We start from the raw sequence: 18,984 nt of genomic DNA, 5'->3' as shown, positions 1-18,984 counted from the left end.
ACCGCGCTAGGATGCATCCACCGGGGGGACCGGTGGTGGAATCCACAAAGGGGATCGAATCATGAAGCGCTATGTACTCGGTGGCCTGCTGGCCGCGATCGCGATGTTCGTCTGGGGGGCTGTGTTCTGGATGAGTCCGGTGCCCACCAGCGTCATGCAGACGGCCACGGATGATGTGGCATTGGGCCAGGCGCTCAAGGCGCAGATGCCCGCCAGCGGCACCTATTTTGTTCCGGGCATGCAGGATGACCACGAGGCCATGACGCGACTGCATGAAGCCGGCCCGGTCGCCATGATTCATATCCAGGTCGAAGGCAGCCCTGCCATGGACCCCAAGGTGTTCATCAAGGGGCTGATCCATTTGTTCGGGATGGCCTTGCTCATCGGCTGGCTGCTGGAACTGAGTGCCAACTCGCTTGGCAGCTACGGTCGCCGTGTGGGTTTCGTTGTGCTGCTCGGCGTCACCGCAAGCTTCACCTACGATCTTGGCAGCACGATCTGGTGGCCCGTGGCCATGCCCTGGGCACTGGTCGGGGTGCTTTACAGCGTCGTCAACTGGACCATCGCCGGACTCATCCTGGCAGCCTTCTTCAAGCTAGAAGCCACCGGTGACTAGCCCACCGAACGCCGGTGCTCTGCTCCCGGTGTTGAACGGGCCAGCACAGGTGGCAACATGACGCGGGGCTCCAGTCCCGCAGCCGCCCTGGATGCATGGCTTTGGCGGCACAACCGCCGGCCCCCGGCTTCGGCCACCAGCGCCCAGGTGACCGTCACCGAGGGATCCATCCGCATCCGCCGCAGCGGGCCTGCCGGGGCATCGCCCACGCTGGTACTCCTCTGCGACCCGCCCAACATGGTCGAGCACTACGATCAGACACTCCGGGCGCTCGACGCATGCACGGCCAGCATCATGATGGAGCTTCCGGGATTCGGTTTCTCGTCTGTCCGGCGCGGGCGCGCGCTAGAGTTCATGGCAACCGTCGAGGCCGTTGAAGCTGCCCTGCAGCAGTTGGGCAATGGGCCTTGGGTGCTTTATGGCCCCTGCATCTGCGGCTTTGTTGCCTGTGAAATCGCCCGGCGGGGGCGTGTTCCGGTGACCGGTCTGGTGCTGGCGCAGGTCCCCGACGTGGCCGGCATGCGGGCCTGGTGCGACCGCATGGATCCACAGCATCGCCTGCGCAGGCCAGGGCTGGGCCAATGGCTGGGTCGCTTGGGCGCCACCCGGCTCACGCGCTTCTGGTACCGATTCTCCACCGCAGCGGAGACCGACCATGAGCCGCTCACCGCGACCGCCCTGCGACTGCTGGACGCCGGGGCCGGCTACCCACTGGCCACGATGCTGCAGCGCTGGGGGCCGGCGCTCACCGAGGAATCGCTGGACACACCCACCCTCGTGCTCTGGGGCAACAACGATCGATCGCACGCGACAACGGACCGCAGCAGCTCACTGCGCCACGCCCCTGCCGCCGAGATCGTCGAGATGGAGCAATGCGGACATTTCCCGGACCTGGAACAACCCGAACGGTTCGCCCAACTGGTCGGCGATTTTTTGATCAGGCTGTCGGACACCACCGGCCCGGTCATCGAAACCCCAAGCTGAGCGCAAGGGAAGCACTGATTGATTCGCGGCGCGAATAAATCAGTGCTTCCCTAGGCAGGTGCCGCCTCGCCCAGTGGCGGGGCCTGCACCGGGCCCCTCGCCGCGGCGAGGAACTCCAGTACCCGCGTGTTAAACGCTTCGGCACGGTCCATCGGCGTACCGTGTCGGCTGCCCGGAAACACCTGGAGCTGTGCATCGGGGATGCCCTCCACCAGCCGCTGGGTTTCGGTCAGTGGAAAGTAGTCGTGCTCGGCAGCAATCACCAACGTGGAGCAGGTGATGTCGGCCAGACGGTGCCAGATCGACCATCGTCCCAGCGCGAACAGGCTACACAGATACACCGGACGCGACCCCTGCGCGAAGTGTGCCCGCATGGTCCGCCGCAGGTCTGCCTGGTCGGCATGCGGAAACAGGCGATAGGCGATGAGGCCAGCCAGCGGCTGGACACCCAACGTCCCCACCAGCGCCACCCGCGATACCGCTTCCAGCAATTTCTTGGGCGTGGTCGGACGAAAGCCGGCCGTGCTGTTGCAGATGGTCAGCGAACGCACGCGTTCTGGGGCCACCAGCGCCATGCTCTGCGCCACGGCGCCCCCCATGCTGTGCCCCAGGACATGGGCCTGCTGCACACCCAGCGCATCGAGCAATGCGAACAGTCGCCGGGCCTGGGCAAAGATATCGTAGGGCCCGTCAGGACTACTGCCCCCGTGCCCGGTCAGGTCCGGTGCAATGCAGCGATACTGGCGTTCGAACGCCGGCAGCTGTGTGAACCAGTCGGCCTGGCTCGCACCCAGGCCGTGAATCAACACCAGCGCAGGTCCCTCGCCAGTATCGTTGTAGTGGCAGTCGGTCCCTTCGAGACGCAGTGTCGGCATGGTCGGTTTACAGGCGCTCGCCAGCGCGAGCACGCTGCTGCGCCAATGGGGCGTCGGCGGCCATCACGCAGAGACAATGAGAGACAGCGCCCTGGGCCTGGCCTTCGGCGATCTGACGCAGCCAGCGCACATCGCCCTGCAGCCGGCTCGCCGCAGCTGACTCCTTGGCGAACAGACCCAGTGCCGCGCGGGCCCAGTCCAACCGGGCCATTGATTGGGTGAACGGCGCCAGGAACGCAAAACTGAGGTCACGCGGCGGGCGCAGATAGCGCACCTCGGGGGCATCGGCGTCCAGCCCTGCCGCCTGCGCTGCTGCAGTCACCGCCGAGCGAAAGCCACCGATCTCGTCAACCAGACCGAGTTGGGCGGCATCCAAACCGCTCCAGACCCGCCCCTGCGCAATCTCGTCGACCCGCTCCGGCGTCATGTCTCGTCCGTCTGCCACGTAGCCGATGAACTGCCGGTAATCCTTGGAAATGATCAACTCAATAAGTCTGCGCACGGAATCGCCCAGCGGACGGTCTGCACGGATGGCACCGGCCAGCGGCGTGGTGCCAACCCCGTCGGTGGTGACACCGATCTTCTCCAGGGTGTCCTCGAAGGTCGGGAAGATCCCGAAGACGCCAATCGACCCGGTAATCGTCGTGTCATGGGCGAAGATGCGATCGGCAGGTGCGGAGATCCAGTACCCACCGGAAGCCGCCAGTGTCGACATGGACACGACCACCGGCTTGCCGGCTTCCTGGACTTCGATCACGCTCCGACGAATCTGTTCCGAGGGGTAAATGCCACCACCGGGCGAGTTGACGCGGAGCACAACGGCGGCCACGTGGTCGTCATCGCGGGCCTCGCGCAGCAGATCAGCGATGGTGTCACCACCCGCCGACCCTTCGGCGCTCTCACCGGGCACGATGGACCCTTGTACGGTCACCACGGCCACCTGTCGATCCGGCGGTGGCGACTTACGTACCGCCTTGAGGTAGCGACGAAAATTGATCTGGCGGAAGCTCTCGTGGTCATCGGCCATGCCCACGGTGGTCCCGATGCGCTCGCGCACGGCCTGCAGCGGCAATAGCTCGTCGACCAACTGGGCGTTCAATGCCACCTTGGCAGGGTCGCCATCGGCCGCGGCCAGCTGATCCACGAATCCTTCCACGTACTGGTTAATGGCCTCGGTGGCCAAGCCTCGCCCGCTGGCCACATCGCCAACGTACTTGCCCCACAAAGTGTCCAGCCAACTGCGGTTGGCCTCGCGAGCAGCTGCCGACATGTCGGCGCGCTGGAACGGCTCAACCGCCGACTTGTATTCGCCGGCCTGGAATACGTGCATGTTCACGCCCAGCTTGTCCAGCAGGCCGGGGTAGTAGTTGTTGTAAACCGCATAGCCTTCGAGAAACACCATGCCCATGGGGTCCATCAAGACCTCGTCGGCCTGTGCGGCCAGATAGTAGGCACGCTGGGTGTAGCCCGGCGCATAGGCAATGACCCGTTTGCCGCTCTCCTTGAACCGGTTGATCGCCACCCGGAGCTCTTCGAGCTGCGCCGGTCCGGCATAGGCCAGTGCATCCAGCCACAACACGGCGACACGAATCCGGCTGTCATCGCGGGCATAGTCCAGGGCATCGACCAGATCCCTCAACTCGGTCTGCAACGGCCCCTCACCGGCCAGCTCGCTGAAGAATTCCTCGGTCGGGTCCCGATCGTTCTGCTCGACGACCACGCCAGCCGGGTGCCAGACCAAGGCCACATTATCGGGCACGGTGACCGGGGCGCCGCCCTTGAAGCCCATGTACAGCACGCCGATGACGATGAGCACTGACAAGATGATGAAGAGCTTGTAGACAACCGAGAACAGCGTCCAGATCGCGCCGAAGAAGCGGCGCAGCAGATTTGGGGATTTGGCCATGTCTTGCGATCTCTAGGGAATCACGGATTCGTTGGATTCATCGTAAGCGATGTCGGCGGCGGCGGACATCGGTGCGTGGGCGATCCGGTAGATCACGCCGGCATGATCATCGGAGACCAGGACCGACGCATCCGGCAACTGCAAGACATCCACCGGCCGGCCCCAAGCCTGCTCGCCCTCCAGCCAGCCGGTTGCAAACGGGCGATAATCTGTCGCCTGGTGACCATCAAGCGTCACCAGCATCAGGCGGTAGCCGATTTTCTCGCTGCGGTTCCAGGAGCCATGTTCGGCGAGCAGTAGCTGCCCCTGATACGCCGCCGGCAGTGTCTCACCGGTCAGAAAACTCAGACCCAGCGGCGCGACGTGCGGGCCCAGCGCCTGGACCGGCGCCCTCGCGTCCTCGCAGGCCCCCGGCGCGCCGAACTCGGGATCGACCACCGACTCGCCATGACAGGCGGGGTAGCCAAAGTGCAGGCCTGCTCGGTCTGCACGGTTCAGCTCGCAGGGAGGCAGGTCATCGCCCAGCCAGTCGCGACCGTTATCGGTGAACCACAGCGCCTGGTCCTCGGGGTGCCAGGTGAAACCGACTGAATTACGCACGCCGCGGGCGTAGATCTCGAATCCCGAGCCGTCAGGGCGCAGCCGTGCGATGCTCGCGAACGGGTCGCCGGCATCACAGATATTGCAGGGCGCACCGATGGCGACATACAGCCAGCCGTCCGGCCCCATCGCAAGATACCGCCAACCGTGGTGCGTCTCCGCCGGCAACTGGTCGTAGATCACCTCGGGCTTGGGCGGGTCGTCCAGCTGTTCGTCGATATTCTGAAGGCGGGTGATGCGCTCGTTTTCCGCGATGTACAAATCGCCGTCGTGCCAGGCGACACCATTGGGCATATCCAGTCCGCGCGCCACCACCACCTGCCGATCAGCGCGACCATCGCCGTCGACATCCTGCAAGGCGTAGACCACGTCCTTGCTGCGGGTGCCCACGTACAACACCCCCTGTTCGCTCAGCGTCATCGACCGCGCATTGGGGACATCATCGGCATATAGACTGATGCTGAAGCCGGGTGGCAGTTCAATCTCGTCCAGCCGCTCCTGGACCCCCGACGCGTTGGCAACGCCATTCGCCAGGACCATGACAAGGCCCAGGCACCCGGTGATCAATAAATTTTGCATAAGCATGTCTCGCTGCTGACTAGGGTCTTGAGGATCGGCATGCTGGACACCAAGTTACCGTCCAGACTGGTGCCCCGCGTACACTCGCGGGTCCCGCGAATGACTACCGGTGATGTCACACCGCGCAATCGAGATGAACATGACCACACTCGTCGGCCGCCAGGCCCCAGATTTCACTGCAGCCGCCGTCATGCCCGACGGCTCAATCGAGCCGGCCTTTAGATTCTCGGACACGGCGGGACAATACCGCGTGCTGTTCTTCTGGCCGATGGATTTCACCTTTGTCTGCCCCTCCGAGATCATTGCACACGACCATCGCATCAAGACTTTCGCCGAGCGCGATGTTCAGCTCATCGGGGTGTCCATCGACTCACAGTTCACCCATTACGCGTGGCGCAACACGCCTGTAGACCAGGGCGGCATCGGAGAGGTTCAGTTCCCGATGGTCGCCGACGTCCATCGCGAGATCATGCACAGCTACGGCGTGACCCATCCAGACGACGGGGTGGCGCTGCGCGCATCGTTTCTGATCGACCGCGAAGGCGTGGTCCAACATCAGGTCGTCAACAACCTGCCGCTTGGCCGGAATGTCGACGAGATTATCCGGCTGGTCGATGCCCTGCAGTTCACCGAAGAACACGGCGAGGTCTGCCCGGCGGGATGGCGCAAAGGCCAGCCCGGCATGAAAGCCGACGCGGCCGGCGTTGCCGACTATCTGAACAAACACGCGGATTCGCTCTAAGCGCCCCCGCCCCCATTTTTATTGCATGAGGTTCGCATGACCGACGTCCAACACCATCGACTCATCATTCTCGGCTCCGGGCCCGCGGGCTACACCGCTGCGGTCTACGCCGCCCGCGCCAATCTTGAACCTGTGGTCATCACCGGAATGCAGGCCGGTGGCCAGCTCACCACCACCACCGACGTGGACAACTGGCCTGGCGATGTTGAGGGCTTGCAGGGGCCCGCCCTGATGGAGCGCATGCAAAAGCATGCAGAGCGGTTTGATACGCAGGTCGTGTTTGATCACATCAACACGGTGCAACTGGACCAACGTCCGTTCCTGCTCACCGGCGACAATGCCACCTACAGCTGCGATGCCCTGATCATCGCCACCGGAGCCTCGGCGCGCTATCTGGGCCTGGAGTCCGAAGAGGCGTTCATGGGTAAAGGCGTTTCGGCCTGCGCCACCTGCGATGGCTTCTTTTATCGTGGCCAGCATGTCGCGGTCATCGGTGGCGGCAACACCGCGCTGGAAGAGGCGCTGTACCTGTCCAATATTGCCGAGCACGTGACCATGGTGCATCGCCGTGGCGAATTCCGCGGTGAAAAAATCCTCCAGGACAAGGTTCGAGAGAAGGCGGCCAACGGCAACATCAGCATTGAATGGCACCACGAGCTAGAAGAAGTCGTGGGCAATGACATGGGCGTAACCGGCATTCGAATCCGCGACAACCGCTCCGATGACGTCAAGCAAATCGACGTGACCGGGATGTTCGTGGCCATCGGACACACGCCGAACACCGACATCTTCAAGGGACAGCTGGAGATGAACGGCGGGTACATCAAGGTGCGCAGCGGCCTGGAGGGCAACGCCACGGCCACCACGGTGCCCGGCGTCTTCGCTGCCGGCGACGTCATGGATCATGTTTATCGTCAGGCCGTTACCTCCGCTGGGACCGGCTGCATGGCTGCACTGGATGCGGAGCGTTATCTCGATCACCTGGCGGCGACCCAGGAGACCGCTGACACGGCCACCAGCGCCGCGCCCTAAGCCATGGCGGAGCAAGAGGGCGTCATCAAGTACCGGCTGGACCACCAGCCGGACGACGCCCCGGACGATGCAACCGCGTTCCAGGCGCTACGGGCCTGGCGCGCGGTTCTGCATCGGTTGGCACTGGTGGGCCAGCACCCGGACCGATACATGGGCTATGGCTACGGCAATGTCAGCGTACGCGCCGGCCAGGGGTTTCTCATTAGCGGCACCCAGACCGGCGCCCCCGAACAGCTGCCAAGGACGGGCTATGCCCAGGTGCTGCACTGCGACATCGCGGCCAATCGCATCGTGGCCCGCGGCCCGGTCAAACCCTCGTCAGAGGCCTTAACCCACGGCGCGGTTTACGCGGTAGACCCAGCCATCGGCTGTGTGTTGCATGTGCATTCGCCCGAGCTTTGGTCATCTGCCACCGCCTACCCCTGCACGCCAGCGGATGTTCCCTATGGCACCCCGGCCATGGCCGAGGCGGTGGCCAGGTTGTACCGCCAGACCCCGTTACGGGATGTGGGTTTATTCACGATGCGAGGCCATGAAGATGGCGTCGTGGCCTTCGGCGTGAGCCCGGAACAGGCCGGCACCCGCCTGGTGGCCGCCCTGGCCGAAACCCTGGCAGGTCTTGAGTCTGCACCGCCCTAGCCCCTGCCCTAGCGGGCTTGGCGCAGCGGATTATTCTGCACCGTCGCGCACGGCAGTGACCGCCGGCGATCGCAGGTGGCGATCGAAAAACGCCACCGCAGCGGCCTCGGCACCGCCCCCCCAAACAAACATGCTCACATGTTCGCGTAGCGGGTGGATGTAGAGTTCTGCCGGCACCTGCGCGGCCTGCAGCGCCGCATAGGCCGCGCGCGCGTAGCGTGGCCGAACCAGCAGATCGAGCCCGCCGTGGTATAGCAGGGTCGGCGGGTCATCGGCTGAGACATGGGTCACCGGGGATGCCCGCCGGTACACCGGGTCGTTGCCGTCGGCCGTCCCCAGAAAGTCAGAGACCAGATCACCCGAACTGTAGTCTCGCAGGTCCATGGGTGCGCCCCCGAGCACCAGCGCCTGCAAGCGGGCCTCGCCGTCATACAGCGAATCTTCCGGATCCAGCAACCCCACCATGGCTGCCAGATGCGCGCCGGAGGAGTAGCCCATCCCACCAATTCGGTGCGGGTCGACATCGTAGGTCGCAGCCCGCCTGCGTAGCCAGCGGACCGCCTGCTGCACATCGTGAACCTGGGCGGGAAACCGGTACGCCGGCGCAAACCGATAGCTGATGTTGAACACCACATACCCATGGCTGGCGAGTTGCTCGGCCAGCGGGGTCATGTCATCCCGGCTGCGACGGGTCCAGCCTCCACCGTGGATGAGCACCACGGCTGGGTGTGGACCCGCTGCCTGTGGCCGGTACAGATCTGCGGCGAGTGCCTGTGGCCAGTCGCCTGGCGTATAAACCAGCCCTGGGGTCAGCGTATAGGTCTGCTGCCGAAGCACAGGTTCAGCACCTGCGCGCTCAGGCGGTCGATGGGTCGCGCAGCTGGCCAAACTCACAACCAGCAGCATCAGCAGTGGACCATGTTGAAAACATTTCATGGCACTGCATTCGGCTGACACGGCCAGATGGATGCCCCGCCAACGGCGGGAAACCCAGGCTATCGCGGCATGGTTTTGCGATCGGCGTAGTTGATCAAGCCACGAACCACGCGGTAGATGTACCAGATGGCCAGCACGCCGTAGATCAGAAAGCCCACCCCGACGATCATGAGTACGGTGGAGATGATGCTCCACAGCAATCCCCACCAGAACGTCCGGAGCAACCAGCTGTGGTGGCTGCGAACGAACTCGCTGCTGGTGTCGTTGATCTTGATGTGGTTGATGATCACGCCGGCGATGGCCGTCAGCCCGTTAAAAGGTCCGAGCGCGTACAGCACGTAGGCGATCAGCAGCGTATTCCGATCCGTGTCCGTTCCGTGGTCCATGGCATCCAGTTCAGCAAAGTTGGCTTGCAGTGTAGGCGGTGCCCCCGGCCCGGTCCATGTCGACGCCTGCCTCCCCAAGCAGACACGGTCATGGCTCATGGCATTTGCAAGCTGCCGTCGCCACCCGCTAGGGTAATAATTCATTGAAATTCAAGGATGAATCATGATGAAGACCGGATTGAAGCTGCTGATACCACTCGCTCTGGTCGGCGCACTGGCCGCTTGCTCCGATGACCCTGAACCCACGGCGGAGTCCGACGACACGGTCGATAAATTTGAGTTGGAAGTCGATGACGACAAGGTCAAGGTCAATGTCGAGGAAGACAGCGACGACGACGGCTAGACCGCGTATCCCAACGAAAAAACCCCGGCCAAGGCCGGGGTTTTTTTATGCCTGCCCCACCGTTAAGGGGCCGCCCGGCCGGACTAGCCGGCGGGTTGCGGGTCGGCCTCGCCAGCCTGGGTCGCCTCACCGCGAAGTTTGGCAAAGTCACGCCCCAGCAGCATGTACATCCCCGGCACGACGAATAGCGTGAATAACGTGCCAATGGTCATGCCCGAGGCGATGACAATGCCGATGGAGAAACGCGCCGCCGCACCCGGGCCGGTGGCGATGATCAGCGGCACCACCGCGATCACAAGCGCAGCCGTGGTCATCAGAACCGGACGCAGACGAATCGCCGATGCCTTTTCGATGGCCGTGCGCTTGTCGTACCCGTCGCGGGTCTGCAGCTGATTGGCGAATTCCACGATCAGGATGCCGTGTTTGGCAATCACCCCGATCAAGGTCACCAGCCCGACCTGCGAGTAGATATTCAGCGAGGTCAGACCCAGGCTGACGAAGATCAAGGCGCCGCAAATCGACATCGGCACAGTGACCAGCATGATGATCGGGTCGACGAAGCTCTCGAACTGCGCTGACAAGACCAAATAAATAATGATCAACGCGAAGAAGAACGTGACCACCAGCGCACTGCCTTCCGCCTTGAACTGCCGCGACTGGCCGGCGTAGTCGACCGTATACCCCTCCGGCAGCACCTCAGCGGCGGTTTCCTCCATGAAGGCCAGCACATCACCCAGCGCCACGCCGGGCACGGGCACACCCTGAATGGTTGCCGCATTCAACTGTTGGAACCGCATCAAACTGCGGGGTCGGACGCTCTCTTCCAGCGACACCACCGTGGACAGCGGCATCATCTGACCATCCGGCGTGCGAATGTGATACGTCCCCAGTTGTTCCGGATTCAGACGATCTTCCCGCGCCACCTGGGGAATCACCTTGTAGCTGCGCCCCTGGATCGAGAAGCGGTTGACGTAGCCGCCGGACAGCATGGCGGCCAGGTTGCCACCGATCTCCTGCATCGACAGTCCCATGGCTGCGACCTTGTCGCGGTCGATTTCCACCTCGACCTGCGGCTTGTCGATACGCAGGTCGGTCTGAGTGAAGATGAACAGACCCGACTCGCGCACCCGCTGCATGAACTCCTGCAGCACTTCATAAATCGCCAGCGATTCGTCGGTGGAACCGATGATGAACTGCACGGGGAATCCGCTGCCGGCACCGGGCAGCGGTGGCGGAATGAACGCCGCCGTATCCAGACCGGGAATCTGCCCGATGACGCCCTGCAACTCCTGCTGCACCTGCTTGTTGCTCTTGTCTCGCTCGCTCCAGGGTTTCAGCGCCGCCCCGGTGATCGCCGAGTTCACCGCCGGGCCCGAGAAACCCACCCCATTGATCTGGAAAATGTTCTCGACCGCCGGGTTCTCAGCAATGCCATTGGCCATCTGCTCGGTCCACAGCGTGGTCTGATCGATGGTGGCATTGGGCGCGCCCGTGGACAGCATGAAGACGATGCCCTGGTCCTCTTCCGGCGCCAGTTCGCTATTCGACGAGGTAAAGAGGAAGTAGCAGGACACCAGCACCACCCCGCCGAACACCAGAATGACCGGCACGGTGTTCAATGCACCATGCAGGCGTCGCTCGTAGCTGTTCTCCAGCTTGGTGAACTGGCGATCCAGGAAACTGGCGAAACGCCCCTGGTTCTCGCTGTCGTGCGGCTTGAGCAGCTTGGCGCACATCATCGGCGACAAGGTCAACGCGACAATGCCGGAAATCAGGACGGCGCCAGCCAGCGTGAACGCAAACTCGATGAACAAGGTGCCGGTGAGGCCACCGAGCAGACCGATGGGTGCGTACACCGCGACCAACGTGATCGTCATGGCCACGATGGGACCACCCAGTTCCCGCGCGCCCTTGAGCGCTGCCGCCTGGGGCTGCATGCCCTCCTCGATATGCCGGTGGATGTTCTCCACGACAATGATGGCGTCATCCACCACCATGCCGATGGCCAGCACCAGCGCGAGCAAGGTCAGCAGGTTGACGGAGAACCCCATGATCAACATGACGAAGCCGGCTCCCAGCAACGACAGCGGTACCGCGACGGCCGGAATGATGACGCTGCGCACGCTGCCCAAGAACAGGAAGATGACCACGATGACGATCACCATCGCCTCGATAAGCGTTGCCCGCACCTCGGAGATCGCGTCCTCGATGTAGCGAGTCGCATCGTAGGGAATGTCTGCGTCCAAGCCCTCGGGGAACTGCTCGACAATCCGGGGGAAGATTTCGCGGACGTCAGCAATCACATCGAGCACATTGGCGCCGGGCACGACGTTAATGCCGATGAACGTGGCGTTCTGCTGGTTGAATCGCACGTCCACGTCATAGCTCTCGGCACCAAGCACGACCGTGGCCACGTCTTCCAGACGGACCAGCGTGTCGCCGTCATCCCGGATCACCAACTGCCGGAACTCATCGGCCGTGTGCAAATCGGTGGCGGCGGTCAGATCGACGGAAATCATCGATCCCTTGGTCTGACCTACTGCGGCCAGCACGTTGTTGCTCGCCAGCGCTGCGCGGACATCGGCGGGCGTCACGCCCAGCCCGGCCATGCGCTCCGGCTGCATCCAGATGCGCATGGCAAAGGTCCTGGCTCCAAGGATCTCCGCCTTTTGCACGCCCTGCACCGTCTGCAGCTTGGGCTGCACGACCCGTGTCAGGTAGTCGGTGATCTGGTTGTTGTCCAGCACATCGGAGAAGAAGGACATGTACATCGTTGCCGTGGTCTCACCCACGGTCAGGTCGATGGTCGGGTCCTCGGACTCCGCTGGTAGCTCCGCACGGATCTTGTTGACCTTGGAGGTGATCTGCGTGAGCGCCTCATAGGCGTCGTAGTTGAGCTTCAGGTTCGCCTGAATCGTTGATACACCCTGCTGGCTGAACGACTGCAAATAGTCGATCCCGTCGGCACTGGCGATCTCGCGTTCCAAGGGCGTTGTGATGAAGCCCTGGACCAGCTCCGCATCGGCCCCGACATAAATCGTCGTCACGGTAATGACGGCGTTTTCGGCCTGCGGATACTCCTGCACGGTGAGCGACTGGTAGGCACGCAGCCCCACCAGGGCAATCAGCAGGCTGACCACCGAGGCCAGGACCGGCCGTCGGATGAAGATGTCTGTAAATGCCATGACGGCCGCCTATTTGTTCGCCGGAGTGGGGTTCGGGCTGTTGTCCGGCTGTACCTTGTTGTTGATGTTCAGCCGGGAGCCGTTACGCAGCTTGAGCTGGCCCGAGGTGACGATCTCCTCGCCGGGCGACACACCACTGAGCACGGCGACCTGGTCGCCGCGACGCTCACCCAGCTCCACGAACACCCGATTGGCGATCTGACTGGCCTGGCCATCTTCGCCGGCTTCTCCCGCGTCGACCCGATATATCGAATCACCGTAGGGGTTGTAGGTAATGGCCGTGGCCGGCAGGGTCACGAATCGCTCGATCTGCGGCAGCACGACGTCCAGCCGGGCGAATTGCCCCGGACGCAAACGCCGTGAGACGTTGTCGACCCGTGCCTCCACAGCAAAGTTGCGCGTCGCCTGATCCACACTGGGTTCTATGGCGGTGATGTGTCCGGTGAACGCGGTCTCGCTGGCGCTGCTCACCGTGAGCCGGACGATCTGGCCGGTCTCGATTTCGCCCAGGCGCTGCTCAGGCAAGGTGAAGTCCACAAGAATGGGATCCAGCTGCTGCAAAGAGACGATCCCGGTGCCTGCGGCCACGTACTGCCCGATGTCGACCCGACGGATGCCCACCTCGCCGTCGAAGGGCGCCTTGATGGCTTTTTTGGCAATCGTCGCCTTCTGGCTTTCGATCTGCGCTTCCAGCTGGGCGGCATTGGCCTTGGCTGCATCCAGGTCTGCCTGGGCATTGGTGCCTCGACGACGTAGCTCGTTCTGGCGCTGCAGGTCTGAGCGGGCAAGCCGGAGCTGCGCCTCCAGCGCGGCCAGTTGGGCGCGATCCGTGGAGGTATCCAGCTGCACCAGCAGGTCTCCGCGCTGCACCCGTTGGCCGGAATCAAACGCGATGTTCTCGACCACACCCGGCAGCTCGGCCGAGACCATGACGCCATTCACCGCACGCAGTGTCCCCACGGCAGGGATGGTCGGCTCCCAGACGGATTCCTCGGCAACCGTTGTCGTCACTGTAACCGGCGGCGGCTGCATGTTCGCGAAGTACTTGGTCATCTGGGCGTTCATGAACGCCTTGAAGCCAAAGATGCCGCCGAACACGAGCCCCAGCCCGAGCAGGACGATGATGAGACGCTTGGTCATTCTGAACTCCCGGTTTCCTTTCCGGTGAACACCGCGTCGATCAAGGGCAGATCGTTATCGGTGACTGTTCCGGCTGCTAATTTCAAGTCGATGACGGCGACGACGTAGTCGTAGCGCGCCTGGTTAAAGGATTGCTGGGCCTGCAATGCCGCGCGTTCGGCTGCCAGCACATCGGATAGCGTCCGGCTGCCAACCTCGTAGCCATCGCGTACAGCGGCCAGCGCGGCCGCGGTGGAGGCCACCGCCTTGCGGCGCGCGGCAATGCGACGCTTGGATGCCCGCACGGTGCGCCAGGCGGTGCGGACCTCCGACTCGGCCAGCTCCAGTGCACGGCGTAGCTCTTCGGTGCGCTGCAAATAAGTCGCGCGCGCCGATTCGATTCGGGCCCGGGTCACCCCACCGGTGTAAAGCGGTATGGTCAGTTCCAGACCGATCCGACCTTCCTCGGCATCCTGGCCGATCACGGATTCGGACGTGTCATTGCGGTTGTAGCTGGCGGCCAGGTCCAGCTGTGGATACCGATCCGCCTCGTTGGTTCTCATGTCCAGCCGCGCCAGCTCGGCAGCCAGCCGCGCCGCGACCACGTTGGTGTTGCGCTCCTGAGACGCGGCCAACCAGTCCGCAAGCGGGACGGAAACAATTGGTTCCAGCGCCTCGACGTTCTTAACGTGTGCCAAATCAAAAGATGCAGTGCCAATCATCCGGGCCAACTGGTCAACGGCATCGTCCAGGGCCAGCTGGGCGTCGATCAGGCTGGCCTCGGCGAGGTCTTGCTCGGCCTCAGCCTCGCGCAGCCCGGTGACGGCGATCGCGCCGACATCGACCTGGTCCCGCACCTGGCTGAGCTGGCGGCTGACTGCAGTCTTGGTCGCCCGCGCCGTTTGCAGCGCGTCCTCGGCGGCCAGCACACCGGTATAGGCCGTTGCGACTCTGCCCACCAGCTCCTGGCGTACACGCTTAAGCCGGACCTCTGCGGCGATCACCTCGACCTTCCCCACCTCGAGTCGATTGAGCAGATCCCAACGGAAGAGTGGCTGACGCAGCGACAAGCCGTAGGTATAGGCGTCGTAGTTCTGCTCCAGCTTGCCGCCAGACCCGGCGGTGAAGAACTCCGACTCGATCTCGCTGTCGATGCGCGCCGCGCTGCCGGTCGCCGTTACGGTGGGCAGCAGCGTGGCCCGGCGCAACCGGTAGGCGTTCAGCCCGGCGGCTTCTTCTGCCTCGGCGGCGCCAAGCACGGGATCATGGGCCAGTGCCAGCGCCCAGATGTCGTCAGGCGATTGCGGGCCGTCTCCGGCCTGCGCCGTCGTCACGGCGGTGCCTGCGGCCAGACTCAGCATCCAGACCGTCAGAAAGCGAAGGATCATCGTGAATCTCCAGAATCGTCCCTTTGCGACCGGTGCGCCGGTTGATGGTCCGGAAAGACCTCGGCATGCAAGCGGTCAAAAAATGCGTAGAGCGCCGCGTCATCCTCGGCGTTCTGCAGCGGCTTCCAGTTCAGGCCATTGAGCATGACCTGATAATTTCTCGCCAAGATGACATAGGGATCCCGCATCTCGAATCGCTCGAGAATGCCTGCCGCATGCGTCACGGTGTGCGTCCCGGCCGACATGGTCCAGAACGAGAATGAGATCTGCTGCGGTGATCGGGTCCCCGGGACCAAATCGCCCGCCGCGATCGCATCATCGACGACAGAGAGAATGGCGTTGCCGCAACCCTCGCCCTTGCTCATCATCGCCTCGCGCACATCCGGTGTGGCCCGATCCCAGATGTCGACCGCCTTGGCGAGCTGCTCAATCCGGAAATGGTCCGGATAGGCATTCACCAGCAACCAGTCGGCGTAGCCCATGCCGGCCATCCGATCCCGACTGCAGGCCGCCCATGCGGCCACTCGCTCAAAGAACCGCGACCGCAGCTCGACGCCTTCTGCAGCCAGTCGGAACAGGATGTCTTCCTTGCAGCGGAAGTGATGGTAGAGCGTCCCCGTCGCATATTCGGCACGGCGGGCCAACTCGGCCATCTGCAGATTGAGAAACCCCACCTCCCGCACCAGATCACGGGCATGATCGAGGATGCAGCGCTCTCGCGCCGCGAACTCCCGCTCGCGTCGGCTCAGGGTGGTCATGGAATAAATATGAACGAAGTTCTAACTATGAACGACGTTCATTAGATCACGACTCCACCGACTCGGACAAGCGCTTTCCTAAGATTGTGCGCCGCTTTCACGCAACTCTTGGCAAGCCTTGCAGTCGGATTTTTAGGGACGGCCGCATCCACAGCCGCGGCTAACCAGACACTTGATGCAGGATCCGATCACACATGACATGCCGTTTCACGGTGACACTCACCATCTTGCTGACCTGGACATGTCAGGCAGCCGCCCAGCCCGCCGGCCTCCCTGTCGAGCCCCCTCCTCCGGCCGACGCCACCCAGCAGACCAGCGCGGCCTTTGCCATCCGCGTGGGCGATGAGGTGGTGCCCTACCCCGTGTTCGGGATTTACGTGATGCCTGGCGAGCAACGCGCCATCCAAGCCGTTCTGCAGACCGAGCCATCCCGGTTCGAGGTGACGGCAAGCGACGGCACGCTTCGCCCCCCTGCGCCCGACGACAGCGCGACCGATGCTGGGATCTGGACCTGGACGGCCCCCGACCGGCCTGGCGCGCAGACCGTCACCATCCAACGTCAGCCCGATGGCGCCCTGATCACGCTTCACGCTCTGGTGATGACACCCGCCAGCCAGGTTCAGCAGGGCCGACTCAATGGTTTCCGCGTGGGTCACTACCCCGATAAACCACTGAACGGGCGAGCCATCTACGCGGCGCCCCAGGGTTTCGTGGAGGTCACGGCGGAGACTGCAGCACTTCGCGTCTCCCCCCATTTTCAACTCGGGGAGTTCGTGGCGAAGCAGGTCGGTGGCTTTCCCAAATACGTCGTGCTGCGCGAACGCCTACTCCTTAAGCTTGAAATGATTGTCGAGCAGTTGGCGGATGCCGGGTATCAAGCCTCCGGGCTGCACATCATGAGCGGCTATCGCACGCCGTACTACAACCGAAGCATCGGCAATGTCCCCTATAGCCGGCATGTCTGGGGGGGCGCTGCCGACATCTTTGTCGACGAGGCGCCCCGCGACGGCATGATGGATGACCTGAACGGTGATGGCCGTATCAACACCGCGGATGCGCGAGTGATTTACGACCTCATCAATGAATTGTCGACCGAGCGCTGGTATCAACCCTTCATCGGGGGCATGGGGCTTTACGGCCCGAAACCCGGCATCCGTGGCCCGTTTGTGCATGTCGATGTCAGGGGATACCGGGCGCGCTGGTAACCCAGGAACATGCGCCGACGCCGGCCTTGGCCTAGGCTTGTGCGCATGAACAAACTCTCTGAATGGACTCGTCGGGACCGAATCCCCGCATGGATTTTGCTCGCCCTGCTGCTGGCCGGATGCCAGCCCCAGGCGGATGAAACCGAGGCGCGGTCGGCATTCCGATCCGCCTTACAAGCCCAATTGTCAGACCAGCCTCGGCCTGTGGTCGACTTCTACGCCGAGCGCGGTCACCGGCCACTTTGGCTGCACCTGGATCGCGGATGGCTGGGTGGTGCGGGCTGGACCGATCAGGCCAACGAGCTGCTTGACGCCATCGAAACGGCAGAAACCCATGGACTGCCCCGCGCTCGCTATACCCCCCAAGCCCTGCAGACCCGACTGGCGGACCCACCGCCGGATGCCGCCAGCGCACGCGCCGAAGCTGAATGGGCCCTGACCGAGCGCTATTTGCGACTGGCCAGCGACTACAGTCGGGGGCGGTTTGACGATGACGCCCAGACCAGCGCCTGGCATATCGCCCGCCCTAGCTTCTCGGCGGCCGCCGCACTACAGGCGCTGACCGAAGCGGGGGTCACCGACGCCCTGGCCGCGATGCCGCCCCAATCTGACCTCTATGCCCGACTCCGGGACGCCCGCCCCCAACTGCTGCGCATCATCCAAGACGGAGGTTGGCCAACCATCGAAGCCCAGGGGCTGATTCAACCGGACGATCGCCATCCGGCGGTCCCTGCCCTACGCAAGCGCCTGATTATCGCAGGGGACCTGGCAGCCACCCATGCACGTGACGAGACGGCCGAGGATGCAGCGCTTTACGACAAGACAACCGTCGACGCCTTTATCCGCTTTCAGCGGCGCCACGGCATCGAGGCCGACGGCATCATCGGTGAGGAAGCCCGCTCGATGCTCAACTACACGGCGACGCAACGGCTGGAGCAGGTCGACGCCAATCTTGAGCGCCTGCGCTGGTTACCGCGCACACTGGGTGATGACCGAATCATGGTCAATATCGCGGCATACACCTTGGAGGCCTACCGCGACGGCCAGGCCAGCCTGAGCATGCCGGTCATCGTCGGGGAGGAACAACATCAGACACCGGCGTTTGACGACCGACTGGAGTATGTCGAGATCAACCCCTACTGGACGGTCCCCAACTCCATTATCGTCAACGAAATGGCCCCCAAGATCGCAGATGACCCCCAGTATCTGGCCGATCGCAACATGATTGTTCAGGCCGACTGGCCTCTGGATGCTGAGATCATCGATCCGGCCACGATCGACTGGTCAAGCTACAGCCGCGCCGACGCCCGATTTCCGCATGTGCTGCGCCAGAAGCCGGGCCCGGACAACGCGCTGGGTCGGATCAAGTTCATGTTTCCCAACCAGTTTTCGATCTACCTGCACGAACGCCGGCCCAGCACCTGTTCGAAGAAGCCGACCGGACATTCAGCCACGGCTGCATTCGAGTGGCTGAACCCTTGGCGCTGGCGGACTTCGTCTTCGCCAACACCGATGGCTGGGATCGCGAGCGCGTTGCCGAGACCATCGAGTCGGCCCAACACACCCGCGTGGATCTGCCCGACCCGGACCGGCTGCCCGTTTTCATCTACTACAGCACCGCTTGGGCAGATGCCGACGGTGTGCTGCATTTTCGACCGGACCGCTACCAGCGCGACGCCAGCCTGATGCTG

Annotated in this window: 17 protein-coding genes; 8 read left to right on the top strand and 9 right to left on the bottom strand. The window is 63.4% G+C overall.

The window, feature by feature from the left end; genetic code table 11:
• Positions 1-61: 61 nt before the first annotated feature.
• Together DEH80_RS04520 and DEH80_RS04515 are read left to right on the top strand one after the other, a co-directional pair.
• The gene (locus tag DEH80_RS04520; protein ID WP_109719272.1) at positions 62-616 is read left to right on the top strand and encodes a hypothetical protein; all 555 of its coding nucleotides are present in this window, start codon (positions 62-64) and stop codon (positions 614-616) included.
• A gap of 57 nt (positions 617-673) precedes the next feature.
• Positions 674-1,600 (top strand): alpha/beta fold hydrolase, encoded by a 927-nt coding sequence (locus tag DEH80_RS04515; protein ID WP_109719271.1) that lies wholly within the window; start codon positions 674-676, stop codon positions 1,598-1,600.
• 50 nt (positions 1,601-1,650) lie between these two features.
• Here DEH80_RS04515 and DEH80_RS04510 read toward each other — a convergent pair whose 3' ends face one another.
• The 3 genes from DEH80_RS04510 to DEH80_RS04500 are packed head-to-tail and all read right to left on the bottom strand — an operon-like array spanning position 1,651 to position 5,566.
• Entirely contained in the window at positions 1,651-2,475 is an 825-nt protein-coding gene (locus tag DEH80_RS04510) for an alpha/beta fold hydrolase (protein ID WP_133249114.1), read from the bottom strand.
• Between the two features lie 7 nt (positions 2,476-2,482).
• The gene (gene sppA, locus DEH80_RS04505) at positions 2,483-4,381 is read right to left on the bottom strand and encodes a signal peptide peptidase SppA (RefSeq protein ID WP_109719269.1); all 1,899 of its coding nucleotides are present in this window, start codon (positions 4,379-4,381) and stop codon (positions 2,483-2,485) included.
• 12 nt (positions 4,382-4,393) lie between these two features.
• Positions 4,394-5,566: a PQQ-dependent sugar dehydrogenase gene (locus DEH80_RS04500; RefSeq protein ID WP_207774466.1), complete on the bottom strand. Its 1,173-nt coding sequence runs from the start codon at positions 5,564-5,566 to the stop codon at positions 4,394-4,396.
• Between the two features lie 133 nt (positions 5,567-5,699).
• Here DEH80_RS04500 and DEH80_RS04495 point away from each other — a divergent pair, with 133 nt between their 5' ends.
• Genes DEH80_RS04495 through DEH80_RS04485 form a run of 3 tightly spaced genes read left to right on the top strand, consistent with a single transcriptional unit; the run spans position 5,700 to position 7,973 of the window.
• Complete coding sequence (locus tag DEH80_RS04495) at positions 5,700-6,302, top strand: peroxiredoxin (protein WP_109719314.1); 603 nt, start codon at positions 5,700-5,702, stop codon at positions 6,300-6,302.
• Between the two features lie 36 nt (positions 6,303-6,338).
• Positions 6,339-7,334 (top strand): thioredoxin-disulfide reductase, encoded by a 996-nt coding sequence (gene trxB / locus DEH80_RS04490; RefSeq protein WP_109719268.1) that lies wholly within the window; start codon positions 6,339-6,341, stop codon positions 7,332-7,334.
• A 3-nt stretch (positions 7,335-7,337) separates the two neighbouring features.
• Positions 7,338-7,973, top strand: coding sequence for a class II aldolase/adducin family protein (locus tag DEH80_RS04485; protein ID WP_109719267.1), 636 nt, complete (start codon positions 7,338-7,340; stop codon positions 7,971-7,973).
• Between the two features lie 30 nt (positions 7,974-8,003).
• Here the strand turns inward: DEH80_RS04485 and DEH80_RS04480 are convergent, their stop codons facing one another.
• Positions 8,004-8,909, bottom strand: coding sequence for an alpha/beta hydrolase (locus DEH80_RS04480; protein WP_109719266.1), 906 nt, complete (start codon positions 8,907-8,909; stop codon positions 8,004-8,006).
• 59 nt (positions 8,910-8,968) lie between these two features.
• Positions 8,969-9,295, bottom strand: coding sequence for a DUF4870 family protein (locus DEH80_RS04475; RefSeq protein WP_109719265.1), 327 nt, complete (start codon positions 9,293-9,295; stop codon positions 8,969-8,971).
• Positions 9,296-9,458: 163 nt separating this feature from the next.
• On the opposite strand from DEH80_RS04475, the gene DEH80_RS04470 reads away from it, so the two are divergent.
• Entirely contained in the window at positions 9,459-9,638 is a 180-nt protein-coding gene (locus DEH80_RS04470; RefSeq protein ID WP_109719264.1) for a hypothetical protein, read from the top strand.
• An 83-nt stretch (positions 9,639-9,721) separates the two neighbouring features.
• Here the strand turns inward: DEH80_RS04470 and DEH80_RS04465 are convergent, their stop codons facing one another.
• From DEH80_RS04465 to DEH80_RS04450, 4 genes are read right to left on the bottom strand one after another with little or no spacing between them, the layout of a single operon-like run.
• Positions 9,722-12,823, bottom strand: a complete 3,102-nt coding sequence (locus tag DEH80_RS04465) for an efflux RND transporter permease subunit (protein ID WP_109719263.1) — start codon at positions 12,821-12,823, stop codon at positions 9,722-9,724.
• Positions 12,824-12,832: 9 nt separating this feature from the next.
• Positions 12,833-13,963, bottom strand: a complete 1,131-nt coding sequence (locus DEH80_RS04460) for an efflux RND transporter periplasmic adaptor subunit (protein ID WP_109719262.1) — start codon at positions 13,961-13,963, stop codon at positions 12,833-12,835.
• Positions 13,960-15,330, bottom strand: coding sequence for a TolC family outer membrane protein (locus tag DEH80_RS04455; protein ID WP_109719261.1), 1,371 nt, complete (start codon positions 15,328-15,330; stop codon positions 13,960-13,962). Before DEH80_RS04455 ends, DEH80_RS04460 begins: the two co-directional genes overlap by 4 nt.
• Positions 15,327-16,088 carry a TetR/AcrR family transcriptional regulator gene (locus DEH80_RS04450; protein WP_109719260.1) on the bottom strand — a complete coding sequence of 254 codons (762 nt, stop codon included), beginning with the start codon at positions 16,086-16,088 and terminating at the stop codon, positions 15,327-15,329. The genes DEH80_RS04455 and DEH80_RS04450 overlap by 4 nt, the downstream gene beginning before the upstream one ends.
• 194 nt (positions 16,089-16,282) lie before the next feature.
• Here DEH80_RS04450 and DEH80_RS04445 point away from each other — a divergent pair, with 194 nt between their 5' ends.
• Positions 16,283-17,293 (top strand): D-Ala-D-Ala carboxypeptidase family metallohydrolase, encoded by a 1,011-nt coding sequence (locus DEH80_RS04445; protein WP_109719259.1) that lies wholly within the window; start codon positions 16,283-16,285, stop codon positions 17,291-17,293.
• A gap of 45 nt (positions 17,294-17,338) precedes the next feature.
• On the top strand, positions 17,339-18,979 hold the full coding sequence (locus DEH80_RS04440) for a L,D-transpeptidase family protein (RefSeq protein WP_165831287.1): 1,641 nt from the start codon (positions 17,339-17,341) through the stop codon (positions 18,977-18,979).
• Positions 18,980-18,984: the final 5 nt, after the last annotated feature.

Origin of the sequence: Abyssibacter profundi, assembly GCF_003151135.1 — a bacterium.
In the GTDB taxonomy this organism is placed as follows: domain Bacteria; phylum Pseudomonadota; class Gammaproteobacteria; order Nevskiales; family OUC007; genus Abyssibacter; species Abyssibacter profundi.
Note: the sequence above shows the minus strand (reverse complement) of the source record. Positions and strands in the feature narration are given on the sequence as shown.